Raw genomic sequence first — 17,338 nt, 5'->3', positions numbered from 1 at the left:
GACCGGGGAGGGGCTTCGTGTTGTGACGGCTGTGCTCAGATGAGGCCGGCGAAGCGTCGTCCGACGTCGACGAGGCTGACGCGGTCGAGCGAGCCGACCTCCTCGAGCGGGTACCACGCGGCGTAGTCGGTGCTGCCGTCGGCCTCGTAGGTCAGCGTGCCGCCGGTGAGGTGCGCCCGGTAGACGATGCGCAGCGTGTGGAGCGGCCCGGTGGCGGTCGTGCTGAGGCGGCGCTCCGCCGGTACGACCTGCGAGTCGACACCGATCAGGTCGTCGAGCTCCGCGTGATAGCCGGTCTCCTCGAACACCTCGCGGACGGCTGCATCGGCCGGGTCCTCACCGGGGTCGATCCCGCCGCCCGGGAGCGTCCATCCGCTGTGTCCGCTCTCGTTCCAGTGAGAGAGGAGCATGCCCCGTTCGTCGACGATGACGGCATATGCAGCGACGCGGATATCCATGCCGTCAGCCTAACCGCCGGGCCCTGCGACAACTGAGAACGCCCCCGGCGTCTGCCGAGGGCGTTTCTGGACTGTGGAGCCTGGGAGAATCGAACTCCCGACATCCTGCTTGCAAAGCAGTGTCTGTGGCCGTCAGAGCCCCCGCAAATCAGGCTTCGCACCAGCCTCGGGGCGCACCGAGGGCGCACGCTGTCCATCCCGCCGCAATTCATGACAGCAACTGACGCGTCGGGATCATCGACGATCGGGCGGCGGCCATTGTCGGCGATTGTGCGAGTAGAACGGCTCTAGCTGACGACGAGGGAGGCCGCCCCCTCGAACCTGGTCATTCGTCCAGTAGATCGAATCAAGGAGATTCCATTGCACTTCGGTGAGGCCATCCAACGCCGCTATGCGGGCAGCCGTTCTGCCGGCCGTCATGTAGCTATCCGCATCTGCCAGGGCCGCCAGGTACCCCTCGATCAGCAAATCGCCTATCCCCGGAATGGTCGCCGCCCAGGCGCCGATCTTGTCGGCCATTTGCTTTGGCGACAGGTCGAACCCGCTCGGCCACTGATCCTGACTGACGAAGCCGAGAGGATCCGAACCGACACGCACGACATACTTCGGCACCCCGACGCCCAGGGCCCAGCCAACCTCCTGTTGACACCAGGCGCTGTCGGAGAACTCTGGGTGATGAATTGCCACGAAAACCTGCATTGACCGCAGGGCCTGCTCGATCTGAACTCTCCACGACTCGCTCACTCGCATGCTGTCATGGGCAACGAACCCATGTATGCCCGCCTCAGCCAAGTGCTCAGCTACTTCGCCGACGAAGTCTTTGTGACGGGCAGAGTGAGAGAGGAACATCCGGACATAGCCAGGTCGCCAACTATCCAGTTCGGTAGGAGTGACCGAGCCTGCGACCTGCTCCTGCGGCACCCCCGTCACCACCGAATACATCTCGATCAAGGATGAATCTGTGATTGTCGTGATCAGTTCATCGAAGGACGGACCGTTGTAGTCGCCGCCCATGAGTGGAAATCCAAACTCGCCGAGGAGCAAGTTCTGGCGCGAGAAGTCCCAGCTGGGGTCCTCGCCCATTTGTTCCAGGATCCTGCTCTTCAGCTGGAAACGATCACCTCGCGAAAGCGGCATGAAACGATCCTATGAGACAGATCTCGCCGAGGGCGGAACGTCGCATGCGACCAACCTCATGCGCTCCCGAGCTCACCGTCCATCAGGAACCGCGAGGAGCACCGGTCGAGAGAGGCACTCTTCAAAGCCGTGCAGTCAATTCTGAGTGCCTGCGGCGATGCGATCAATCTGAGCCATAAGCGGAGCAAGCCCCGCCGGAGCAAGGTGTCCGTATCGGTCTAGAGTGACAGACGGCCGCGCGTGACCCATAGCGCGGGAGACCGACAGCAGGTCGGAATGAGCCTCGGAAAGCGCGATCGCAGCAAATGTGTGCCGCAATCCGTGGACGTTGATTCGCGAAATTGGTTCCGAGCGCGACTGATTGGCCCGCGACACCGCCCGCGTGACAGCGTCGGAAAGGTACCGCTTTCCGACGGCGTGGCCGGGGAGGCGAGGGCTCTCAAACATCCACGCCGATCTCGGGCGGGCGCCCGCCTGCTGCTCGAGAAGTGGCAAGACAACTGCTGGAACGGGAAGGACGCGCCGGCTTGCCCGAGTCTTCGTCGTGTCGCTGTCCCCTCCGGAGTTCTTCACACGGAGCTGACCGTCGACAAGATCGCCGACGACCAGCGATCGAGCCTCGCCAGCGCGCAAACCCATGAGCCCGAGGACGGACAGTAGCGCCCTCTCCCGCTCACTCGCCGCCGATGCGATCACCGCCATGAGCTCAGCTGACGACCAGTGCGGGAACTCCTGGTGACCGAGCGAGACAACAATGCCATCGCTCGGATCGCTCTCCACCAACCCATCCCGAACGCCGCGCTTTATCGCCGCGCGGAGCATTTCGAGCTGCTTTTTCCGACTCGATCTCGCGAGGTCGCGGCGCTGGGACCAGATCTCAATCTCTGTCGTGTCGATGGTTGAGACCGACCGATCGCCGAATTGGTCACGAACCCCCTGCGCGTGATGCATGTCCGCTTCAACCGTCTTCGGGGCCCGGTCGGCCTTCGCAGCGAGGTGCCGGTCCAGGAGCGTGTTCACGGTGAGTGACTCTCGCCGGATGCGCTGCGCCTTCGGGTTCTGCATCTGATTCGCGTCGTCGAGGTACGCCTGTGCCTTGAGGTGCTCCTTATAGGACTGCTTTCGCTGAGGGGCGCCGCGCCCGACTCCATCGCGCCAGCGTCGTTGCCACCGGTCGCGCCCTGCCTGTCGGCGTTCGGCGATCTCACCTTTGGACAGACCAGACCAGAGATCGTGGACGGTCACTCGGCCTCCCGTCGGGAAATCTCAGCGCAGAGCTCCGCACTGCTGAACGCGGCGAGTACCTGACGCGCGAGCGCAGCCCGCCCGGCCACTGCCGAAATGGCATCCATGTCGGCGGGAGCCACCGGAGCGCCCCCCTCCTCATTTACTTCGACGAGCAGATCGGCGGCACGAACTCGCCCAAGGTTCCGCCAGATCTCGGGATCGATGTGAAGGACCGCGGAGAGACGGACGAGCGTGCGGTCCGGCGGCACTGCTGCCCGCGGCTGTCCGTCCCGGTACCGGAATCCGTTGAGAGCTATAGAGATAGTCCCCACGCTCAGCCCAGTGGCCGCGGCGAGATCCGCAACTGTCAGCCCGGACTTCTTGTAGTGAGCCTTCAACAGGAGAGATTCGGCGGGGCTAAGGACCGAGCGTTCGGGGTCGGTAGTGAATTCCATGATTCAAGATTGGCACAGATTCACTACCAATGACTACTCCGGTGTGTAGTGTCTCGATGAACAAGATAGAAAGTTGGTAGTTATGACGATGGCCGAGACCCCTGGTCCCACCCTCACCGAACTCCTCGCTCTTGCCAGAGCGAGCTGCACCCTCCTGACCGTGAGCGAGGTGGCTATGCTCGCCAATCTCACGCCGTGGTACGTCCGCCAGCTCATATCCACTGGCGAGATCCGGGCGATCAATGTCGGTGGTCATGGCCGCAGAGCTCGATGGCGCATCGATCCGGACGACTTCCGACACTGGATGGCAGGGCGGGAGAACCGCAAGCGGGATCTGCAGGCGGCCTGAGGAACCCGTGTCCGCTAGCAACATGCACCCTGCGTCGGCCGTCGAGTCGTGCCTCGACGGCCGACGCACATATCTTCTGACGCCTAGGTAGGCTGAAGCACCACATCGGCTCAACCTGGCTGACCGGCTACGACGCCGCTCGTCGGAGGAGTCGACATGCGGGACTATCGAAGGTCCCACTCCCACCCTTCGGGCCTGCAGCGCAGGGTGCCTCCGGCGCGCCGCGGACTGATCGTCCAGACGACCTATTTGCTTCGGCAGCCCTCACAATCAGTACGCGAATCATTTCGGCATTCATTCCCACGCTCGCCGGGTCAAACCTGCAGCAAATGCGTGGAGTGCTTGCCAATGATCCAGGGGTGGCAACCGGCGTCGCGCGTGTCGCAATTGGCTCCCTGCATGCCCGTGCAGCTTCCCGCCCATCCGCTCAAGCCGCGGTCAGCTCTTCCTTCGGTCACAGCAGCAGCCTCCGGCGGCCTGTGTCACCGGATCCCATCCGGTGGTCTCTGACGTCATCCAGCGGGGAGCAACGCGGAGGAGATGGTGGCGGCAGCCCGGACGCGCGGAGGGCGTGGGCACCCTCGAGGCATCCCCACAGGGATGACGAAGAGGGCCAGGAGCGAAGCGACGCAGTAAGGGCCCAAGGAGCGCAGCGACGAGGGTGAGGAAGACCCGGAGACCGAGCGAAGCGAGAGGCTCAGGGGCGTCCGAAAAGCGTGTCGGCTATGCCGACCACCAGGCTAGATTCCGACGAGCGCAGCGAGGATGGAAACGACGACTGGTGCCACGCTCCCTTATGCCCTTTTCCTTTCTCCCTCGCATTCGGAGCTTCAGCGGAGAATCGGGGTCATGATTTGCAACTGCATCAGGGGAAAAAGGTTGTTTCATCATCTCTGTCACAGCCCCCGAAACCCCTGTTTCATCATCGGGGGCTGTGACAGAGGCACCTTTTTGCCCGTTGTAGACGGGGTTGGTCTGAAACACGGTTAAGAACGAAGTGGCACCGTGTTTCAGACCTGGAGCGCAGCGACGCAGAGCTTGGAGACCGCTCTTGTCTCCGAGCTCGGATCCACCCCGTCGCGACCGTGGGCACACGGTCGTTGCTGCTCTGCAGGCAGCGCGGAGCTCGGCTATGCCGTGCTCCTTTCGATGGCAGCTTTCACCGGCGGCGAAGCCGTCTCAGCGGTCGCGACGAAGGAGTGTCCGCAGGTCTCGCGACAGCCGGTACGGCGTTCGTGATTCTTGCGTGGCGACGACGTCGACACCCAGGTGGTCGCTCTGCGGCACCTCGCTTGGTGACCACTTCAGCCACCTCCACGGGAGCAGCATCGCTGCGGCCTTGGCCACCAGATCGTGGCCACCTCGAGGCGCGCGCTGAGCTTCTGCACCCGATGCGCCGAGTCACAGAATCGGCTCCCGGATCGGCTTCAGCATCTCGTCCAGGATCCGTCGCGGAGGCGCTGTCACCTCCGCAGTTCTGACTGCCCGTTCTCTCACCGACAGGTCCTTGGCCCCATCGATTTCGGAACCCGCGCCACTGTTGCACTCTCGATCCGCGGGTTCCGAAATTGTGGCAAACCGCCTGTTGCTCTCTCGGTCCCCTCGGCTCGAGATTCGGCACGAGTGTCGAATCTGGACGCTGCGCTCCATGCCGACGGGGCGTAGCCCCCGAGGACGGCTGTTGCTCGATCGGCTCCGCCGCGGCGACGGCCAGCAGCTGGTTCACCAGCAGTCGGCCGTCGCCCTGTTCCAGCTCACTCCTGCGGACAGAGGACAGCTCCACTTCGTCGTTGATGGATCCTCCTCGAAGGGGCGGGGAGCGGCCTGTCGGCTTGCGCGCTCGGCACAGAATTGAGGGCCCGGCCTGACACAACACCCTTGCTCGTTTGCTGGCGCTCGGGCGACCAGCGACGGAGGATCTGCGGCTGCGACGAAGGAGCGGAGCAGAAGACGACGGAGCTGGGGAGCTCGCGCGACAGCAAACGTAGGGCCCTCATTGGCAGCGTGAATACGCTCCACGCTCCCGCCCCTCATGACCCCTTCCAGGCGGTGGATCCGGTGAGCATCACCGGGAATCTGTGACCAATCCTCGGTCACGATACGGTCACCTGTGACCGGCTACGGGCCGGATACGGACCGGTCCAGCAACCGCGAAACGAAGCAGCGGGCACGCAGTGACCGCCTGTTGACCACTCCGCGGTCTCGCCCTGGTCACCACTGCATGCCCGAGCGGCACCGCGAGGGATTGGGGCAGTGGTGACCGAATAGGGACCGGTTGTTGGTCACCTTGTGGCCGCTTCTTGGTCGATGCCGGTGTTGCTGCGCGTCGGTGGGTGCTGATTGGGCCGGAACGGGCCGTGCTGTGGGTGGAATCTGGTCACCTGGCGGCGTCCGTTGCCGGATCGAGCGCCGGGTACCCTGAGGACCAATGACTGACTCCTGGCTCCTCATCCTGATCCCGATTGGCATCGTTCTCGCGATCTGGGCAGCGATGCAGTTCCTCGTCGGCAGCAGGCAAATCGCTATCGGAGTCCTCGTCGCCATGGTCCTGGTCTACATGCTCGGTGTCTGCGTCATGCTCTTCGGCGCGCCGCTGCTCGCGCAGCTCGATCCACCAGCGGATGACCTGACAGCGCCGTCCATCGGCGGCGGCATCTTCCAAGCGTTCGTCGGCATCTATGCCGCCGGGCCGGGTATCGTCACAGCGCTCGTTCTTCTTGCCGGCTACTGGGTCATGTCCAAGCTCTCGCGCCGTGCCGGTCGAAGCGCTGAGTAGGAGGGTCGGCTCCACGCGCGTTCGCTAGGCTTCCGGCTATGTCTGACGCTCCTTCTCCTGGTTGGTATCCCGATCCAGAGTCCGACGGCACCGATCGTTGGTGGGACGGAGCAGCGTGGGGTCCACGCAAGGCGGTGACCTCCATGGAGATGCGACGGCGAGCGGCGCGCGAGCTCCAGGAGGAGCAGCGTTGGCGGGAGGAGATCGAGCGTGAGCTCTATGCCGAAGATCAGCGCAGCGCGGCCAAGAAGATGGACCGCGGGAAGCGGCCGCGTCGGGGGATCGTCTTCGGAGTCCTCGCCGCGGCGGCAGCCGTCATCATCGGGGTCGGCATCGCGGGAGCTGTTGCCCGCCAGGCCTCCGCGCCGCAGCTGGCCGCCGCATGCAGCAGCGCGATGATCGCCGCAGAGAATGAACCGTCCGAGAGCGAAGTCGCCCTCCTCGCGACCCTCGACGAATGCGGCACGGCGGAGCAGTGGATCCTCGGCATTCAGGAGCACCCGACGGCCGGGTCGTTCACCTCGTACTCGAGGGCGGAGGCGATCGACCTCCTCGATCTGGGCTGCATCCGACGCACGGATGCCGTCGTCTGCATCGACGCGGCGGCGCAGGGGCACTTGACGTATGAGCTCGATGATCCGCGGCTCGTCGAGCTGCAGGTCCCGCGCGGCTGATCGCGCTTCCGAAAGAAGAAGCGCCCCATCAGACGGTGACGTCTGATGGGGCGCGGTGGTGTGGCGAACGACGAGCGATTTACTCCCGCTCGAGGCGGACGGTCATGGTCGTGCCGAGCGCGGTGACCTCGTAGGACAGCTCGCCGTTGTCGTAGGTGAACGTCTTCGTCGCATCGCCGGAGGCCATGATGGCGCTCTCGGTCTTCGAGGTGTCATTGGCCGAGTCCCAGGTGAACGACTGCGACGCGTCCGCCGGCGCGACGACGGTTCCAGCCCAGTAGAGCGACTTCGTGTCGGTCGCGACCCAGTAGACCTCGATGGTGTCACCGGTGATGGTCGCGGTCTGGAAGCTGTCGGCGCTCTTGGAGTTCGTCTGCTTCCACTCGCCGGTCAGGTCGACCGGCTTCGGAGCCTCGGTGGTTGCCTGCGCCGCAGGCGTCCCTCGTTCGTTGGTGCTGGCGCCCGAGGAGCAGGCGGTCGAGCCGAAGGCGACGGCGGTGAGCAGGGTGAGCGCGGCGAGGCGCTTGGTCATGGTGCTGTGCATGTCGCTCAGCATAGTGATCGCCCGAGTTCGGGCAGATCACCTGCGCGCGACGCGCCTCAGGGTCCAGCAGGCGGCCACGGCTGGACGATGAGCACGTAGGCGCTCCAGATCGCGGCGACAGCAGAACCGGCGATGATCCAGCGCATGAGCGAGGGCTTCGTGCCTGCCGGGTTGATCAGTTGCGTGACGAGCAGCGACAGCAAGGGCAGATAGAGCGCGAGCCCGATGAGGTCATCCTGTGAGGTGCCACAGTCGATGCGAGCGGCAGCGACGTAGGGCGTTATCGGACTGACCACAAGAAGAGCGATGGGCACCAAGCCGATCGCGAGGAGGCCGGTCATCAGGACGACAAAGCTCTGGGATCGGGTCTTCACGTGCATTGTCGATCGGTGCTGCACCCAGAGCCAGCAGGCGATCGCGATCACGGTCAAGCCGATGGAGTACAGCGGTTGCACATCCCCCGGGTAGGCCGGAACCCGACAGTTCAACCGGCGCAGCACGGAGCTCACGAGAGGAAACCAGGCAAGGGCGAGGATCATGTACGCCAGGGCGACGATGCCGGTTGGCCGGGGAATCTGTGGCGTAAACCGCGACGCGGGCAAGGATTCAACATCAGGATCGGTCATCTCATCACTCATTCCCTGCACGGCTGCTGAGCCGTTCGTCTGTTTCAACATCATCGGCGCACGGCTCGACCGCCCAAGCGGCCACGATCACTGCGACCCCTTCAACCCCAACGGCGCAACCGCCTCACGGCCTCAGGGTATCGACGCCGCTCGGCATAATGGGGCTCATGCCCAAGTTCGTCACGTCTGTCGCCGTGCTCGCTGCAGCGGCCCTCCTGCTCACTGGCTGCTCCGGCGGTAACGCCGGCGACGGCCGCCCGTGCGAGACCGTTCCGCCAGAGCTGCTGAGCGCGATCGCCGAAGGTGCCAACGACGGCCCGGCGATCACCCCGGTCGCAGCCGGCGCCGTGAAGTCCGCCGAGCGCAGCGATGTCTACATCGTCGCTATGAGCTTCACCGTCGATGGCCTCGAGGATGCGCAGGTCGGCACCTGGGGCATCGGTGGATCACTCACGCCTGGCTCCGGACCGTTGGTCGCGATCGACGGCTTCGCGGCCGAGTTCACCGTGTGGCCGCACCAGATGAACGGCGAGGAGTTCTCGGTGACCGAGGACGGCGTCGACGAGGCGAAGGCTTGCCTCGAGGGCTGAGCTCGGCGCGAAGCATCTCTAGCCTTGTGGATAACTCAGCGCCCGGCCGGGGCCAATCAGCGAGACTCGACCCATGATGACGCCGCAGTCCATCAGGGACCGATACGCCGAGTTCGTTGCACGACAGATCGCGGGTGGAATCGAGGACCCCGCAGGTCTCCTCGAGGGGTCGCTCGACGTGCTTGACGACATCATCGCGCGACGCGAGACGGTGCTGGCTGCCCGTGGTCGACTCGGCGGGCATGACCACCCCGTTTCGACGCCCGTCAGTATGGTGGGGTGCACGGGCCGGGGGTCGGCCCGGAGAGAAATGGGGGAACCATGTCCAACGCTCGAACCAAGGTCCACCGCGTCCTGACGACGTTTGCCGTCACCGGAGCGCTGCTGGTCGGCGGTGCCGTCACGGCGCCAGCCGCATCCGCGATCGAATACGTCAGGGTCACCGGCGACACCTTCCTCGTGTGCGCACTGAAGCGCGCGCAGAAGATCAACCAGCTGGAGAAGCTCGGCTACGCCGTCGACGCCGGCGGCTGCTCGCAGATCCTGACCGTGCACGTCGCGAAGATCGCGTACTGGAAGAAGTAGCAGGCAACGCCTGCTGAGCTTCAGCTCAGCGACCAGAGGGGCGAGCCCACCCTGTATCGGTGGGCTCGCCCCTCTGCGCGGTTCACGCGAGATGGCGGGCTAGAACGCCTGCTTGTCGAAGCCCTCCGGCGACGAGTGCAGCGGGTCCTCCCACTGAAGCCCCGCGGCCACGGTGCGCGCGAGCGTCGCGGGGTGGGTGTCGAAGTAGTAGTAGCCGTAAATGGTGTCGATCTGCTGGTGCGGCCGCATCACGACGAGTCGCCAGTTGTAGAGCATCTTCCATGCCTCGACGACGTAGTCATCAGTCTCCTGGAGACGGAAGCCGTTGTCGATGCGGACGATGCGCTCCTGGGCGACATTGGCGTCGTGGCGCAGCGCTGATTCGAGGTCGTCGAGCAGGTTGCTGCTGGAGAGCAATGCACGTTCCGGCGTAAGGCTCATTGATCCACCGTATCTGTCGGTCGATTGCAACATCTTCGACACCCTGCGTATCCGGTGCGTCCCGGCCCAGACGGTCGGCGCCGACAGGCTACGAGCAGACTTCCAGGGCGTGGTCCACGCGATACTTACGGCTAGGGAGGCAAATACGGCCTCCGGGCATGGAAAAGTGCCTCAAACGGGCGTTTTCTTGGGTCGCCGTCGGGGCCAAACGGTACGATGGATCCTGCAACGCAAAAGACCCCTGTTGGTAGATCGCCAACAGAGTGAACGGTCAGCGACAACAAGGGTCAAAGCGGAATTCCGGCAAAGAGATTCGCTTTGATCTTAACCCTTCTCACTGGGAAGACGTCAACTCGTCTGCCAGTGAGATGGGGTGTCGTGCGGTGCAGGAAGGCCCATTGTGGCTGTGAAGCGAATCCCCCTGAAGCCTGTGAACCCCCGGACGCCGATGCGTCCCGGTGAGATCAGGATCGTCATCCGTCCGCGGTAGCGAGCGGATAGCCCGAAAAGACAAGACCCCGAAGCGCGGAATGCGCTTCGGGGTCTTGTTTCGGGAGACGACTCCTCACCGAGCTGCTCCCGTCCAGACTGAGACGTGGTGACGAACAGTTCACGCAACCCCGAGCGCTCCACCTCGGTAGAGGCATGCGACGAGCGTTCCGTCGCTAGCCACGGGGTCGATGACGCCGGCCCGGCAAGTGACCAACGGAAGGTCCTCCGTCTTGGACACGAACGTCCCGCAGGCACTTACGGACCAGCCGCCCGTGGAGGATCTCAGCTGATGACGACATGAAACCGCGGGTCCCGCCGGGCGGCGCTCTGCCAGCACGGCAGGCAGGGCGGGACGATGGCAGCCGCCGACGCATCCCCGCGCCAGCAGCGAGAAGACTGACGTTGAAAAGGCCGTATATTTCCGCCTATCAACATACTTCCTACCTATTGCCGAATTTGCTCATAAATGAATAATAGATGCAGTACGCGGAGTCTTCATTTCCTATGCCCCCTTAGAGGCGTCCTTGACGGAAGCGATCGAAGGTGCCATTCTCCAAGCCATGAAGGCACCGAATAATTCACAATCGCGCGCTCGAACCGATGGTTCCAACGAATCACCGTCACCGTCGGGTCCGGCCGAGCAACTTCAGGAACTCTGGAAAGCCATCCAGCACCTGGAAGGAGACTCGCACTACATACTTGAAGCCATAACTGAGTACATCACTGCGCGACACATCCCACGAAATATCATGTCCGTCGACCGACGCAGGTTCCTGATTTCCTCGGGGACCATCACCGACGAGCGTCTAGCCACAATCGACCGCAACCTTGAGCGCGGATCGTTGGTGATCCGGGAGACTGAGTCATTCCTCTCTCGCATTCTGGCGAGTATTTCACTCGACGACACAATTGGATATCTCGCCTGGGACGAGACGTCAGTGCGGTCGGCCGTCGCGGAGGGCCGACTGAGCGCCTTCGAGGTCTCTGGTCATCTCCGGTTTCCGACCTGGCAGTTCACGCACCGGGCCGACAAAATCGTTCCAGGCCTTGCGACACTTCTCGACGCCGTCGGTTCACGGTGGAGCCATGCAACCCTTGCCGGCTTCATGGGTACACCGAAAGCCGGCCTCGTTGCTGAGGCTCAGCTCTCCCCCGCGGCCTGGTTGCTCGCTGGCCACAGCCTCACGGAAGTAATCCGCCTCATAGAAGCAGCGGACCGAGGCTGAGGGGTCCATGCGCAGGCGCACAACACTCCTTCGCGAGGAGCACATAGAGGACTACATCGCATCTCAACTTCCCCTGCACTGGGACCTCCTCGGGGTTCCGTTACTTCTCATCGGCAGACAGGTTCCCACAAGCGACCGGCTGCGTATCGATCTGCTCGCCATTGATACAGCGGGCACGATCTACATCATCGAGCTCAAGTACGCGGCCGCACGGCCGGCGATCATCGCGCAGATCACTCAGTATCAGGCCGCCGTTGCTCGCCTGACTCGAGATCAACTTATCGCGATGGCATCGCGCCGGCCCCTGCACCTCAATCTTGAAACTGCGTTCAGGCGCCATTTCGGCCGCGCTCTGCCGCATAATATCAATTCTTCACAGGTGCTGATGATTTGTGCTCAAACGATCCCGAAAGTCACGAGTGACAGCATTCAGAGCCTTCGTGCACACGGGTACCGAATCGATGTGCTTCAACACACGCTTCACGAAGAAGCGGTGTCCTTCGCGCCGTGGCGACCGTCAGAGGTCACCAGGACGATCAGCAGACGGTCGAGCCAGCGTGCGCGACGAAGGCACTCAGCGCCAAAGCCGCGTTCCGGTCCTTGGATCCGGAACCGGCGGAGCGACCTGGAGGACTACTGGCATGCCATCTCAGTAAAGTTCACATCGTCCCTGATCTCCTTCGCTGCCATCTACGCGAGCTACCAGATGTGGCACGAGTCTCACGTAGACAAACTCACGCACCCGAGGCCGCTCCAGCAGGGCACATTTGCACAACATCTGGCGTCGCTAATTGAGGATGAGCACGAATGGTCGCGTGTTTTCATTCCGACTGGCAGTCGGACAGCCTTCTATGGATCTCTCCGTGGCCCGATACGGATGAGCGCCTATCGAGGCGACGGCTGCACTGCAGTCGCATATCTACGCTTGGCGGGCTACGGCAGGTCAACCAGCATCAGCTCGCGCTCTTGAACGAGACTCGAAAGAAGGTTTGGGAGGCGAGGCCGCGGCGCCTCCGTACTCGAGGCGCCCCCTGCAGCCGTCACGCGCCGCGGGACGGGGTGTCACCCCCGGCCGGCACACAGCGCCACCTGCGGTTGTGAGATCAACATCCATCGTTGTGACTCTCGGCACGACCGAATGCCGGCGACCAGCGAGGCGGCCCCAGCTTTTCATCGGGACAATGTGCTCCCAGAGCAATAGCCACAGATCGATGTCCCGCCCGACGACAGTCGTCGTGCCCCGCACCCTGTCCTGAGTTCGCCGACAGTGAACTCTAGAATGACGGGGTAATATGCCACGCGCCCAAGCGCACCCACTGGACCCCAGTACCGGCGATGCACCGGCAATCTCGGTACAGCTATCGAAGCCAGGAGCGAGGGAAAATACCAGGCCAGAAGCGGTTTCTATTTCGCGGCAGGCGACCTGCGTACCACGCGCGTACCAGAAGATATGTCAGCAATTCTACTCCTGACCAGCCATTCCTCGCTAGCGTACCGCCAGTACCGCCGGCTGCGCAGAACTACATACATACACGCTCATGAGTTCGGACTCACGCGTGTGGACTTTCTAAGATTTGGCGGTACATCCGGTACCAGTTTGTACTTCTCACCGATATACAGAGGGAAGGAGGGGTCAAAGTCGTACCGTTTGTCGAATTCTGGCTCCAAACCGTGGTACTGAACGAGAGCGGTTTGATCAGCACAATCTGGCTTTGACCAGGAATTTACCTCATCAACCATGTACCGTTTCTTGACCATCAAGAACGGTACGTTCGGGACCATGCCACGCATCGGCCCTGAGCTGAGCAAGGCGACTAGCTCCGTCGCCTGTTCGGGCTCGCCGGACTGAAACACTCTTGTCTCGGCCTTGCGAGCTGACACGATTCGGTGAATTTCGAACGCCCCTCGACCCCTGTGGTCTCACCGGTTGAATACCGGTGATCTGGTTCGCGTCCTCGACAGCTGGCATCGCACGTGTATGAACATGGCGGCTGGCAACGCGGATACATGCGGATCGACGCGCATGTCCGTCCACCTGAGTCGCTCAGGACGACGCCTCCGTTCAGCTACCGCGTTACAGATGGCCACAGGATCTCTGCGTACAGACGACTGGTCGACTAGACAGACGGGGGTTGCCCGCCACATCACGACCTCTTCGCGCGAGGCTTCCGTGTGCGCGGCGGTCCCTGAAGCTCTCGCCCTGCCGCGACATACGGAGCGATAGCCTCGCGGAACGCCGCAGCGTTCGCTGACGTGAGATCAATCTCGTATGCCCGACCGTCGACGAGGAACGACAGCGATTCTCCACCGTTATCGAGGGGCTCACCGTTGAGGTCGTCAACGATTATGACGGTGCGTCGTATTGCCATGAGTCGTCTCCAATGAGCATGCTGACTAGCGACCACCTTATCTACCGCTTGTTCTGAAGGGCATACTGCGCAGTACTTGGGTGTGTTCAATTCCCCGCATCCGGCGTTGCCAGATCTACCTCGCGCCGCAGCCGAGAAACGGAGTCGCGGGAAGTGGTCTCGCGGGGAGATCGTCTTCGGATACCTCGCCCCGGTGGCAGTCGTCGTGATCGGCGTCGGCATCGTTAGAGCCATCGCAGGCCAGACCTCTGCGCCACAGCTGTCTGCCGCGTGCAGCGACGAGATGATCGCTGCGGAGAACGAGCCCTCCGAGAGCGAGGTCGCGCTCCTGGCGACCCTCGACCAATGCGGCTCGTCGGAGCAGTGGATCCTCGGGATCCAGGAACACCCAACGGCCGGCTCGTTCACGCCCTATTCGAGGGCGGAGGCGATCGACTTCCTCGACCTCGCTTGCATCCGGCGCACGGACGCCGCCGTCTGCGTCGACGCCGCTGCCGGGGGGCACCTGACGTACGAGCTCGATGATCCGCGGCTTGTCGAGCGACAGGTCTCGCGCTGAGCGCCTCCGAAAGAAGAGACACCCTATCCAGACGGTCAAGTCTGGATAGGTCGCAGTGGCGTGACGAACGCCGACCGAGTTACTCGCGCTCGACGCGGACGGTCAGGGTGGTGCCGAGTGCCGGTCATGGTGGTGCCGAGTGCGGTGACCTCGTAGGAGAGGTGTGGCGTGTACGTGGGGTTGCCTCTTTCTGTGAGAGCTTCATACTCACGCCAGTCCTGCTGGGTTCGCGCTCTCGCGGAGAGCCCCAGTTGCGCGAACGCTACTCGCCGAGTTCCACCGAGTGGATACCCCTCAGCTCGTTGAGACGTTCGGTCGTCGGGTCGTTCCCGAATCCGAAGCGATGGGTAAGGGGTCCGATCTCGGCGAAGTATGCGTCCAGCGCATGAACCACGGCGGTCACAGCCCCCTGCGGACCCTCCGGCGCCGGGATGCGATCCCACGAGTACTGCGACCACGGCGGAGTGCCCGCCGTGTCGTTCTTCGTTATCCAACCGTCCCGATACGCCAGATAGACGTCGTTCCCTGCCCAAGTGGACATCGAGATAATCCGTCCGAAGGACTCCCCGTCGAAGGTGACGACCTTCAACGGGCCATCGAACCATCTGGCGATGTGCTCCGCCAGACGCTGTATCTGGGTATCGGATACCTGAGGGGTCATTCCCTCACAATAGGGCAGCGGATCATAAGCTCTCGAAAAAGAGCCTGGGCGTCGGCGCGCAACACGGATGAAGAGCACTCCCAAGCACAAGACAAATTGTGGTTGCGTCCGAAGTGGCGCACGTCTCGCTTGTCGTCGCTGGCGCCGACGCCGTGCACGTCCAAGTCGCCCGCAAGTGCCAAGATTGAGCTACCGACCCGGAACGAGGAGTCACATCATGAACTATCTGATCATTGCGGTGCCACCCGCGGATGCGGCCGACCTGCAGGAACTGAAGGAATCGCTCCCAACGACCGGGACCACGATTGAATCAAAGCCATTCGACGGCAGTGAAATGTTGCAAGTGATCGTGCCCGTCACCGCCACCGCGATCCCGGTGCTGACCACCTGGATCAAGGCGCGGTTCGAGCATCGTCGCACCCAGAGCGTGTCCCTTGGAGGCATGAAGTTCACCGGCTACTCTCCGAATGAGATCGAGGAACTCACCAAGCTGTTGAAAGAGGAAGCGGACACCGAGGACGAGTAGACGTGAGCGTGAGCGTCCCATTGGACATCGACATTCTCTTGCGCGCCCAACGCGGCGCATTGAGAATCGTTCCCGCGACGCCGACGAAATCGCATCACCACGCGAGCTACGTCGCTCTTAAGCGGATACTCGCGAACTTCGGTCTCGAAGGTGCTCCGGAGCTAGTGCTCGTCGATTCGACGCACGCACTGACCGAGATGATCAAAGCTGGCCCACGCCAGTGGATCGTCTACGACCTGCACCTCGCCCGCATCTTCGAACGACTCGGCGCCGTCGTTGACGCCGAGGCGACCCTGCGGGAAATTGATGCTGATCTCACCAGGATCTACGTCGGCCGGCTGCTTGTGCACGGGCGGGCTCGACCCGCGTTCGTCGTCTCGATCTGTCACCTCAACGGAATGATGGACGACCTCATCGAGGTCGACCCTTCCCACCCCGCACACAAGGTGAGGATTCGAGCCCAGGAAGTGTTCGTCCTTGCCCACGAGCTCATGCATCATGTGTTCGCGGCGCACCCCGCCCTGGCAACTACGCTGACGGAAATGTACTTCTCCCTCTGTGAGGCCGAAGAGTCTGATGCCGACAAGCGGGTCGTACCGTCCGCGAGGGAGATGGCCGAATCTCTGGCGGAAGATGTCAACCGAGAATGGACGCGGCGACACGGCGGGCTCGACGAAGCCGACCTCAACGCCGGAAAGCAGTTGCTCGTCGAGCGCTACCTGGCACAAATCGCCGACAGCCGGCCGCACACAAGCAAGACAGCGCGTGCGAACCCGGTCCTATCGGAAGAGGTCGTCTGCGACGCGGGGGCGGCCGTCCTCACGGCTATGCTGCTCGGCGACCAGCACCCCGAGAAGACCCTGGACGCCCTGGTCGCCGCGTTCGACGCCAACCAAAAGCTTCGCCTGATCGCGCACATGGACGCGCACATCGTCGGTGCGGACAGGACACCGCAAGGATTGATCGACGCGACCACGCGCGGCAGCCAACTCAGACAGTTTTACCGGGCGCTGTTCGAGAGCGGACTCACCAAAACCTTCTTTGGCTTCGAAACCACCCCTGCCAGCTACGAAGCGATGCTCGAGCAGATCCGAACCATCAACGAACGCTTCTACACAACGCTATTCGATCAGCTGATTACCGGCACCTTCTACGCGCAGCTCGAGCAGTTCGAGGACGCAGACGCGCCGCTGCAGAAGGTGGCTCCTGAATCACTCGTAACATGCTGGTCGGTCGCGTCCGCATTCGCCAGCTCGGACCTGTGAGGGAGACGAACCAACACGAAGCCGCCACCGCCAGGGGCCGTTTCCTCGGCTGCAGCCTGCCGAGGTCATGTGTCTTCCCGGAAGCCGGGACCCGGCCGGCCGTCATGATTCGGAGGCGAGAGGTAGTATCCACGACGGGCACCGAACCGCGGACAGCGGTGTCAACGGATCGCACGATGCATCCACGCGCGGCGACACTTTCTATTCTGCTCAGGGCGGCGCACAGCAGGTGCTTCCTAGCTTCAACCCGACGGGAAGTGGCCCACGATAAATTCGGTTATCAGAACTATCCGGCGCCAACCTCCGCCACTAGGAGGAAGCCGCCAGATCCTGCCGTCTATCAACTCCCCGACCTGCGCTATTCGAAAGACCAAAGAC

Annotated in this window: 19 protein-coding genes and 1 tRNA gene; 10 read left to right on the top strand and 10 right to left on the bottom strand. The window is 63.0% G+C overall.

The genetic code is table 11. The features are described 5' to 3' along the window. Positions 1 to 35: 35 nt before the first annotated feature. From FGL15_RS08825 to FGL15_RS08805, 5 genes are all read right to left on the bottom strand, one after another. Positions 36 to 458 carry an NUDIX hydrolase gene (locus FGL15_RS08825; protein WP_079704326.1) on the bottom strand — a complete coding sequence of 141 codons (423 nt, stop codon included), beginning with the start codon at positions 456 to 458 and terminating at the stop codon, positions 36 to 38. Positions 459 to 532: 74 nt separating this feature from the next. Next, positions 533 to 600 (bottom strand) — tRNA-OTHER (locus FGL15_RS08820). Between the two features lie 92 nt (positions 601 to 692). Then, positions 693 to 1,595, bottom strand: a complete 903-nt coding sequence (locus FGL15_RS08815; protein ID WP_138945748.1) for a toll/interleukin-1 receptor domain-containing protein — start codon at positions 1,593 to 1,595, stop codon at positions 693 to 695. Positions 1,596 to 1,730: 135 nt separating this feature from the next. Then, positions 1,731 to 2,840, bottom strand: coding sequence for a site-specific integrase (locus FGL15_RS08810; protein ID WP_138945747.1), 1,110 nt, complete (start codon positions 2,838 to 2,840; stop codon positions 1,731 to 1,733). After that, positions 2,837 to 3,277, bottom strand: a complete 441-nt coding sequence (locus FGL15_RS08805; RefSeq protein ID WP_138945746.1) for a helix-turn-helix transcriptional regulator — start codon at positions 3,275 to 3,277, stop codon at positions 2,837 to 2,839. Before FGL15_RS08805 ends, FGL15_RS08810 begins: the two co-directional genes overlap by 4 nt. 82 nt (positions 3,278 to 3,359) lie before the next feature. Here FGL15_RS08805 and FGL15_RS08800 point away from each other — a divergent pair, with 82 nt between their 5' ends. The 3 genes from FGL15_RS08800 to FGL15_RS20535 all read left to right on the top strand — a co-directional run bounded on the left by FGL15_RS08800 (position 3,360) and on the right by FGL15_RS20535 (position 7,076). Then, positions 3,360 to 3,626, top strand: a complete 267-nt coding sequence (locus tag FGL15_RS08800) for a helix-turn-helix domain-containing protein (RefSeq protein ID WP_138945745.1) — start codon at positions 3,360 to 3,362, stop codon at positions 3,624 to 3,626. 2,428 nt (positions 3,627 to 6,054) lie between these two features. Further along, the gene (locus FGL15_RS08795) at positions 6,055 to 6,402 is read left to right on the top strand and encodes a hypothetical protein (protein ID WP_138945744.1); all 348 of its coding nucleotides are present in this window, start codon (positions 6,055 to 6,057) and stop codon (positions 6,400 to 6,402) included. 38 nt (positions 6,403 to 6,440) lie between these two features. Beyond that, positions 6,441 to 7,076 carry a DUF2510 domain-containing protein gene (locus tag FGL15_RS20535; RefSeq protein WP_205858740.1) on the top strand — a complete coding sequence of 212 codons (636 nt, stop codon included), beginning with the start codon at positions 6,441 to 6,443 and terminating at the stop codon, positions 7,074 to 7,076. Positions 7,077 to 7,155: 79 nt separating this feature from the next. Here FGL15_RS20535 and FGL15_RS08785 read toward each other — a convergent pair whose 3' ends face one another. Next, the gene (locus FGL15_RS08785) at positions 7,156 to 7,620 is read right to left on the bottom strand and encodes a hypothetical protein (RefSeq protein ID WP_138945743.1); all 465 of its coding nucleotides are present in this window, start codon (positions 7,618 to 7,620) and stop codon (positions 7,156 to 7,158) included. Positions 7,621 to 7,676: 56 nt separating this feature from the next. Next, positions 7,677 to 8,300 (bottom strand): hypothetical protein, encoded by a 624-nt coding sequence (locus tag FGL15_RS08780; protein ID WP_138945742.1) that lies wholly within the window; start codon positions 8,298 to 8,300, stop codon positions 7,677 to 7,679. 113 nt (positions 8,301 to 8,413) lie between these two features. Here FGL15_RS08780 and FGL15_RS08775 point away from each other — a divergent pair, with 113 nt between their 5' ends. Continuing rightward, the gene (locus FGL15_RS08775) at positions 8,414 to 8,836 is read left to right on the top strand and encodes a hypothetical protein (protein WP_138945741.1); all 423 of its coding nucleotides are present in this window, start codon (positions 8,414 to 8,416) and stop codon (positions 8,834 to 8,836) included. Between the two features lie 321 nt (positions 8,837 to 9,157). Further along, positions 9,158 to 9,421 (top strand): hypothetical protein, encoded by a 264-nt coding sequence (locus FGL15_RS08770; RefSeq protein ID WP_138945740.1) that lies wholly within the window; start codon positions 9,158 to 9,160, stop codon positions 9,419 to 9,421. 99 nt (positions 9,422 to 9,520) lie between these two features. Here the strand turns inward: FGL15_RS08770 and FGL15_RS08765 are convergent, their stop codons facing one another. Next, entirely contained in the window at positions 9,521 to 9,862 is a 342-nt protein-coding gene (locus FGL15_RS08765; RefSeq protein ID WP_138945739.1) for a hypothetical protein, read from the bottom strand. A gap of 1,016 nt (positions 9,863 to 10,878) precedes the next feature. On the opposite strand from FGL15_RS08765, the gene FGL15_RS08760 reads away from it, so the two are divergent. Both FGL15_RS08760 and FGL15_RS08755 read left to right on the top strand, forming a co-directional pair. Further along, positions 10,879 to 11,580 carry a hypothetical protein gene (locus FGL15_RS08760; RefSeq protein ID WP_138945738.1) on the top strand — a complete coding sequence of 234 codons (702 nt, stop codon included), beginning with the start codon at positions 10,879 to 10,881 and terminating at the stop codon, positions 11,578 to 11,580. Between the two features lie 7 nt (positions 11,581 to 11,587). After that, complete coding sequence (locus FGL15_RS08755; protein WP_138945737.1) at positions 11,588 to 12,550, top strand: hypothetical protein; 963 nt, start codon at positions 11,588 to 11,590, stop codon at positions 12,548 to 12,550. Positions 12,551 to 13,724: 1,174 nt separating this feature from the next. On the opposite strand, the gene FGL15_RS21490 is transcribed toward FGL15_RS08755, so the two are convergent. Beyond that, the gene (locus FGL15_RS21490) at positions 13,725 to 13,949 is read right to left on the bottom strand and encodes a histone-like nucleoid-structuring protein Lsr2 (RefSeq protein WP_168223357.1); all 225 of its coding nucleotides are present in this window, start codon (positions 13,947 to 13,949) and stop codon (positions 13,725 to 13,727) included. Positions 13,950 to 14,142: 193 nt separating this feature from the next. Here FGL15_RS21490 and FGL15_RS08745 point away from each other — a divergent pair, with 193 nt between their 5' ends. Next, positions 14,143 to 14,508, top strand: coding sequence for a hypothetical protein (locus FGL15_RS08745; protein WP_168223356.1), 366 nt, complete (start codon positions 14,143 to 14,145; stop codon positions 14,506 to 14,508). A gap of 262 nt (positions 14,509 to 14,770) precedes the next feature. Here the strand turns inward: FGL15_RS08745 and FGL15_RS08740 are convergent, their stop codons facing one another. Further along, positions 14,771 to 15,169, bottom strand: a complete 399-nt coding sequence (locus FGL15_RS08740; protein WP_138945734.1) for a hypothetical protein — start codon at positions 15,167 to 15,169, stop codon at positions 14,771 to 14,773. 217 nt (positions 15,170 to 15,386) lie between these two features. Between FGL15_RS08740 and FGL15_RS08735 the strand changes: the two genes are divergently transcribed. Together FGL15_RS08735 and FGL15_RS08730 are read left to right on the top strand one after the other, a co-directional pair. Next, entirely contained in the window at positions 15,387 to 15,695 is a 309-nt protein-coding gene (locus FGL15_RS08735; RefSeq protein ID WP_138945733.1) for a hypothetical protein, read from the top strand. Positions 15,696 to 15,697: 2 nt separating this feature from the next. Continuing rightward, complete coding sequence (locus FGL15_RS08730) at positions 15,698 to 16,960, top strand: hypothetical protein (RefSeq protein ID WP_138945732.1); 1,263 nt, start codon at positions 15,698 to 15,700, stop codon at positions 16,958 to 16,960. The last annotated feature ends 378 nt before the right edge of the window (positions 16,961 to 17,338 follow it).

Source organism: Plantibacter sp. M259 (genome assembly GCF_006065115.1).
GTDB classification, from domain to species: domain Bacteria; phylum Actinomycetota; class Actinomycetes; order Actinomycetales; family Microbacteriaceae; genus Plantibacter; species Plantibacter auratus.
Note: the sequence above shows the minus strand (reverse complement) of the source record. Positions and strands in the feature narration are given on the sequence as shown.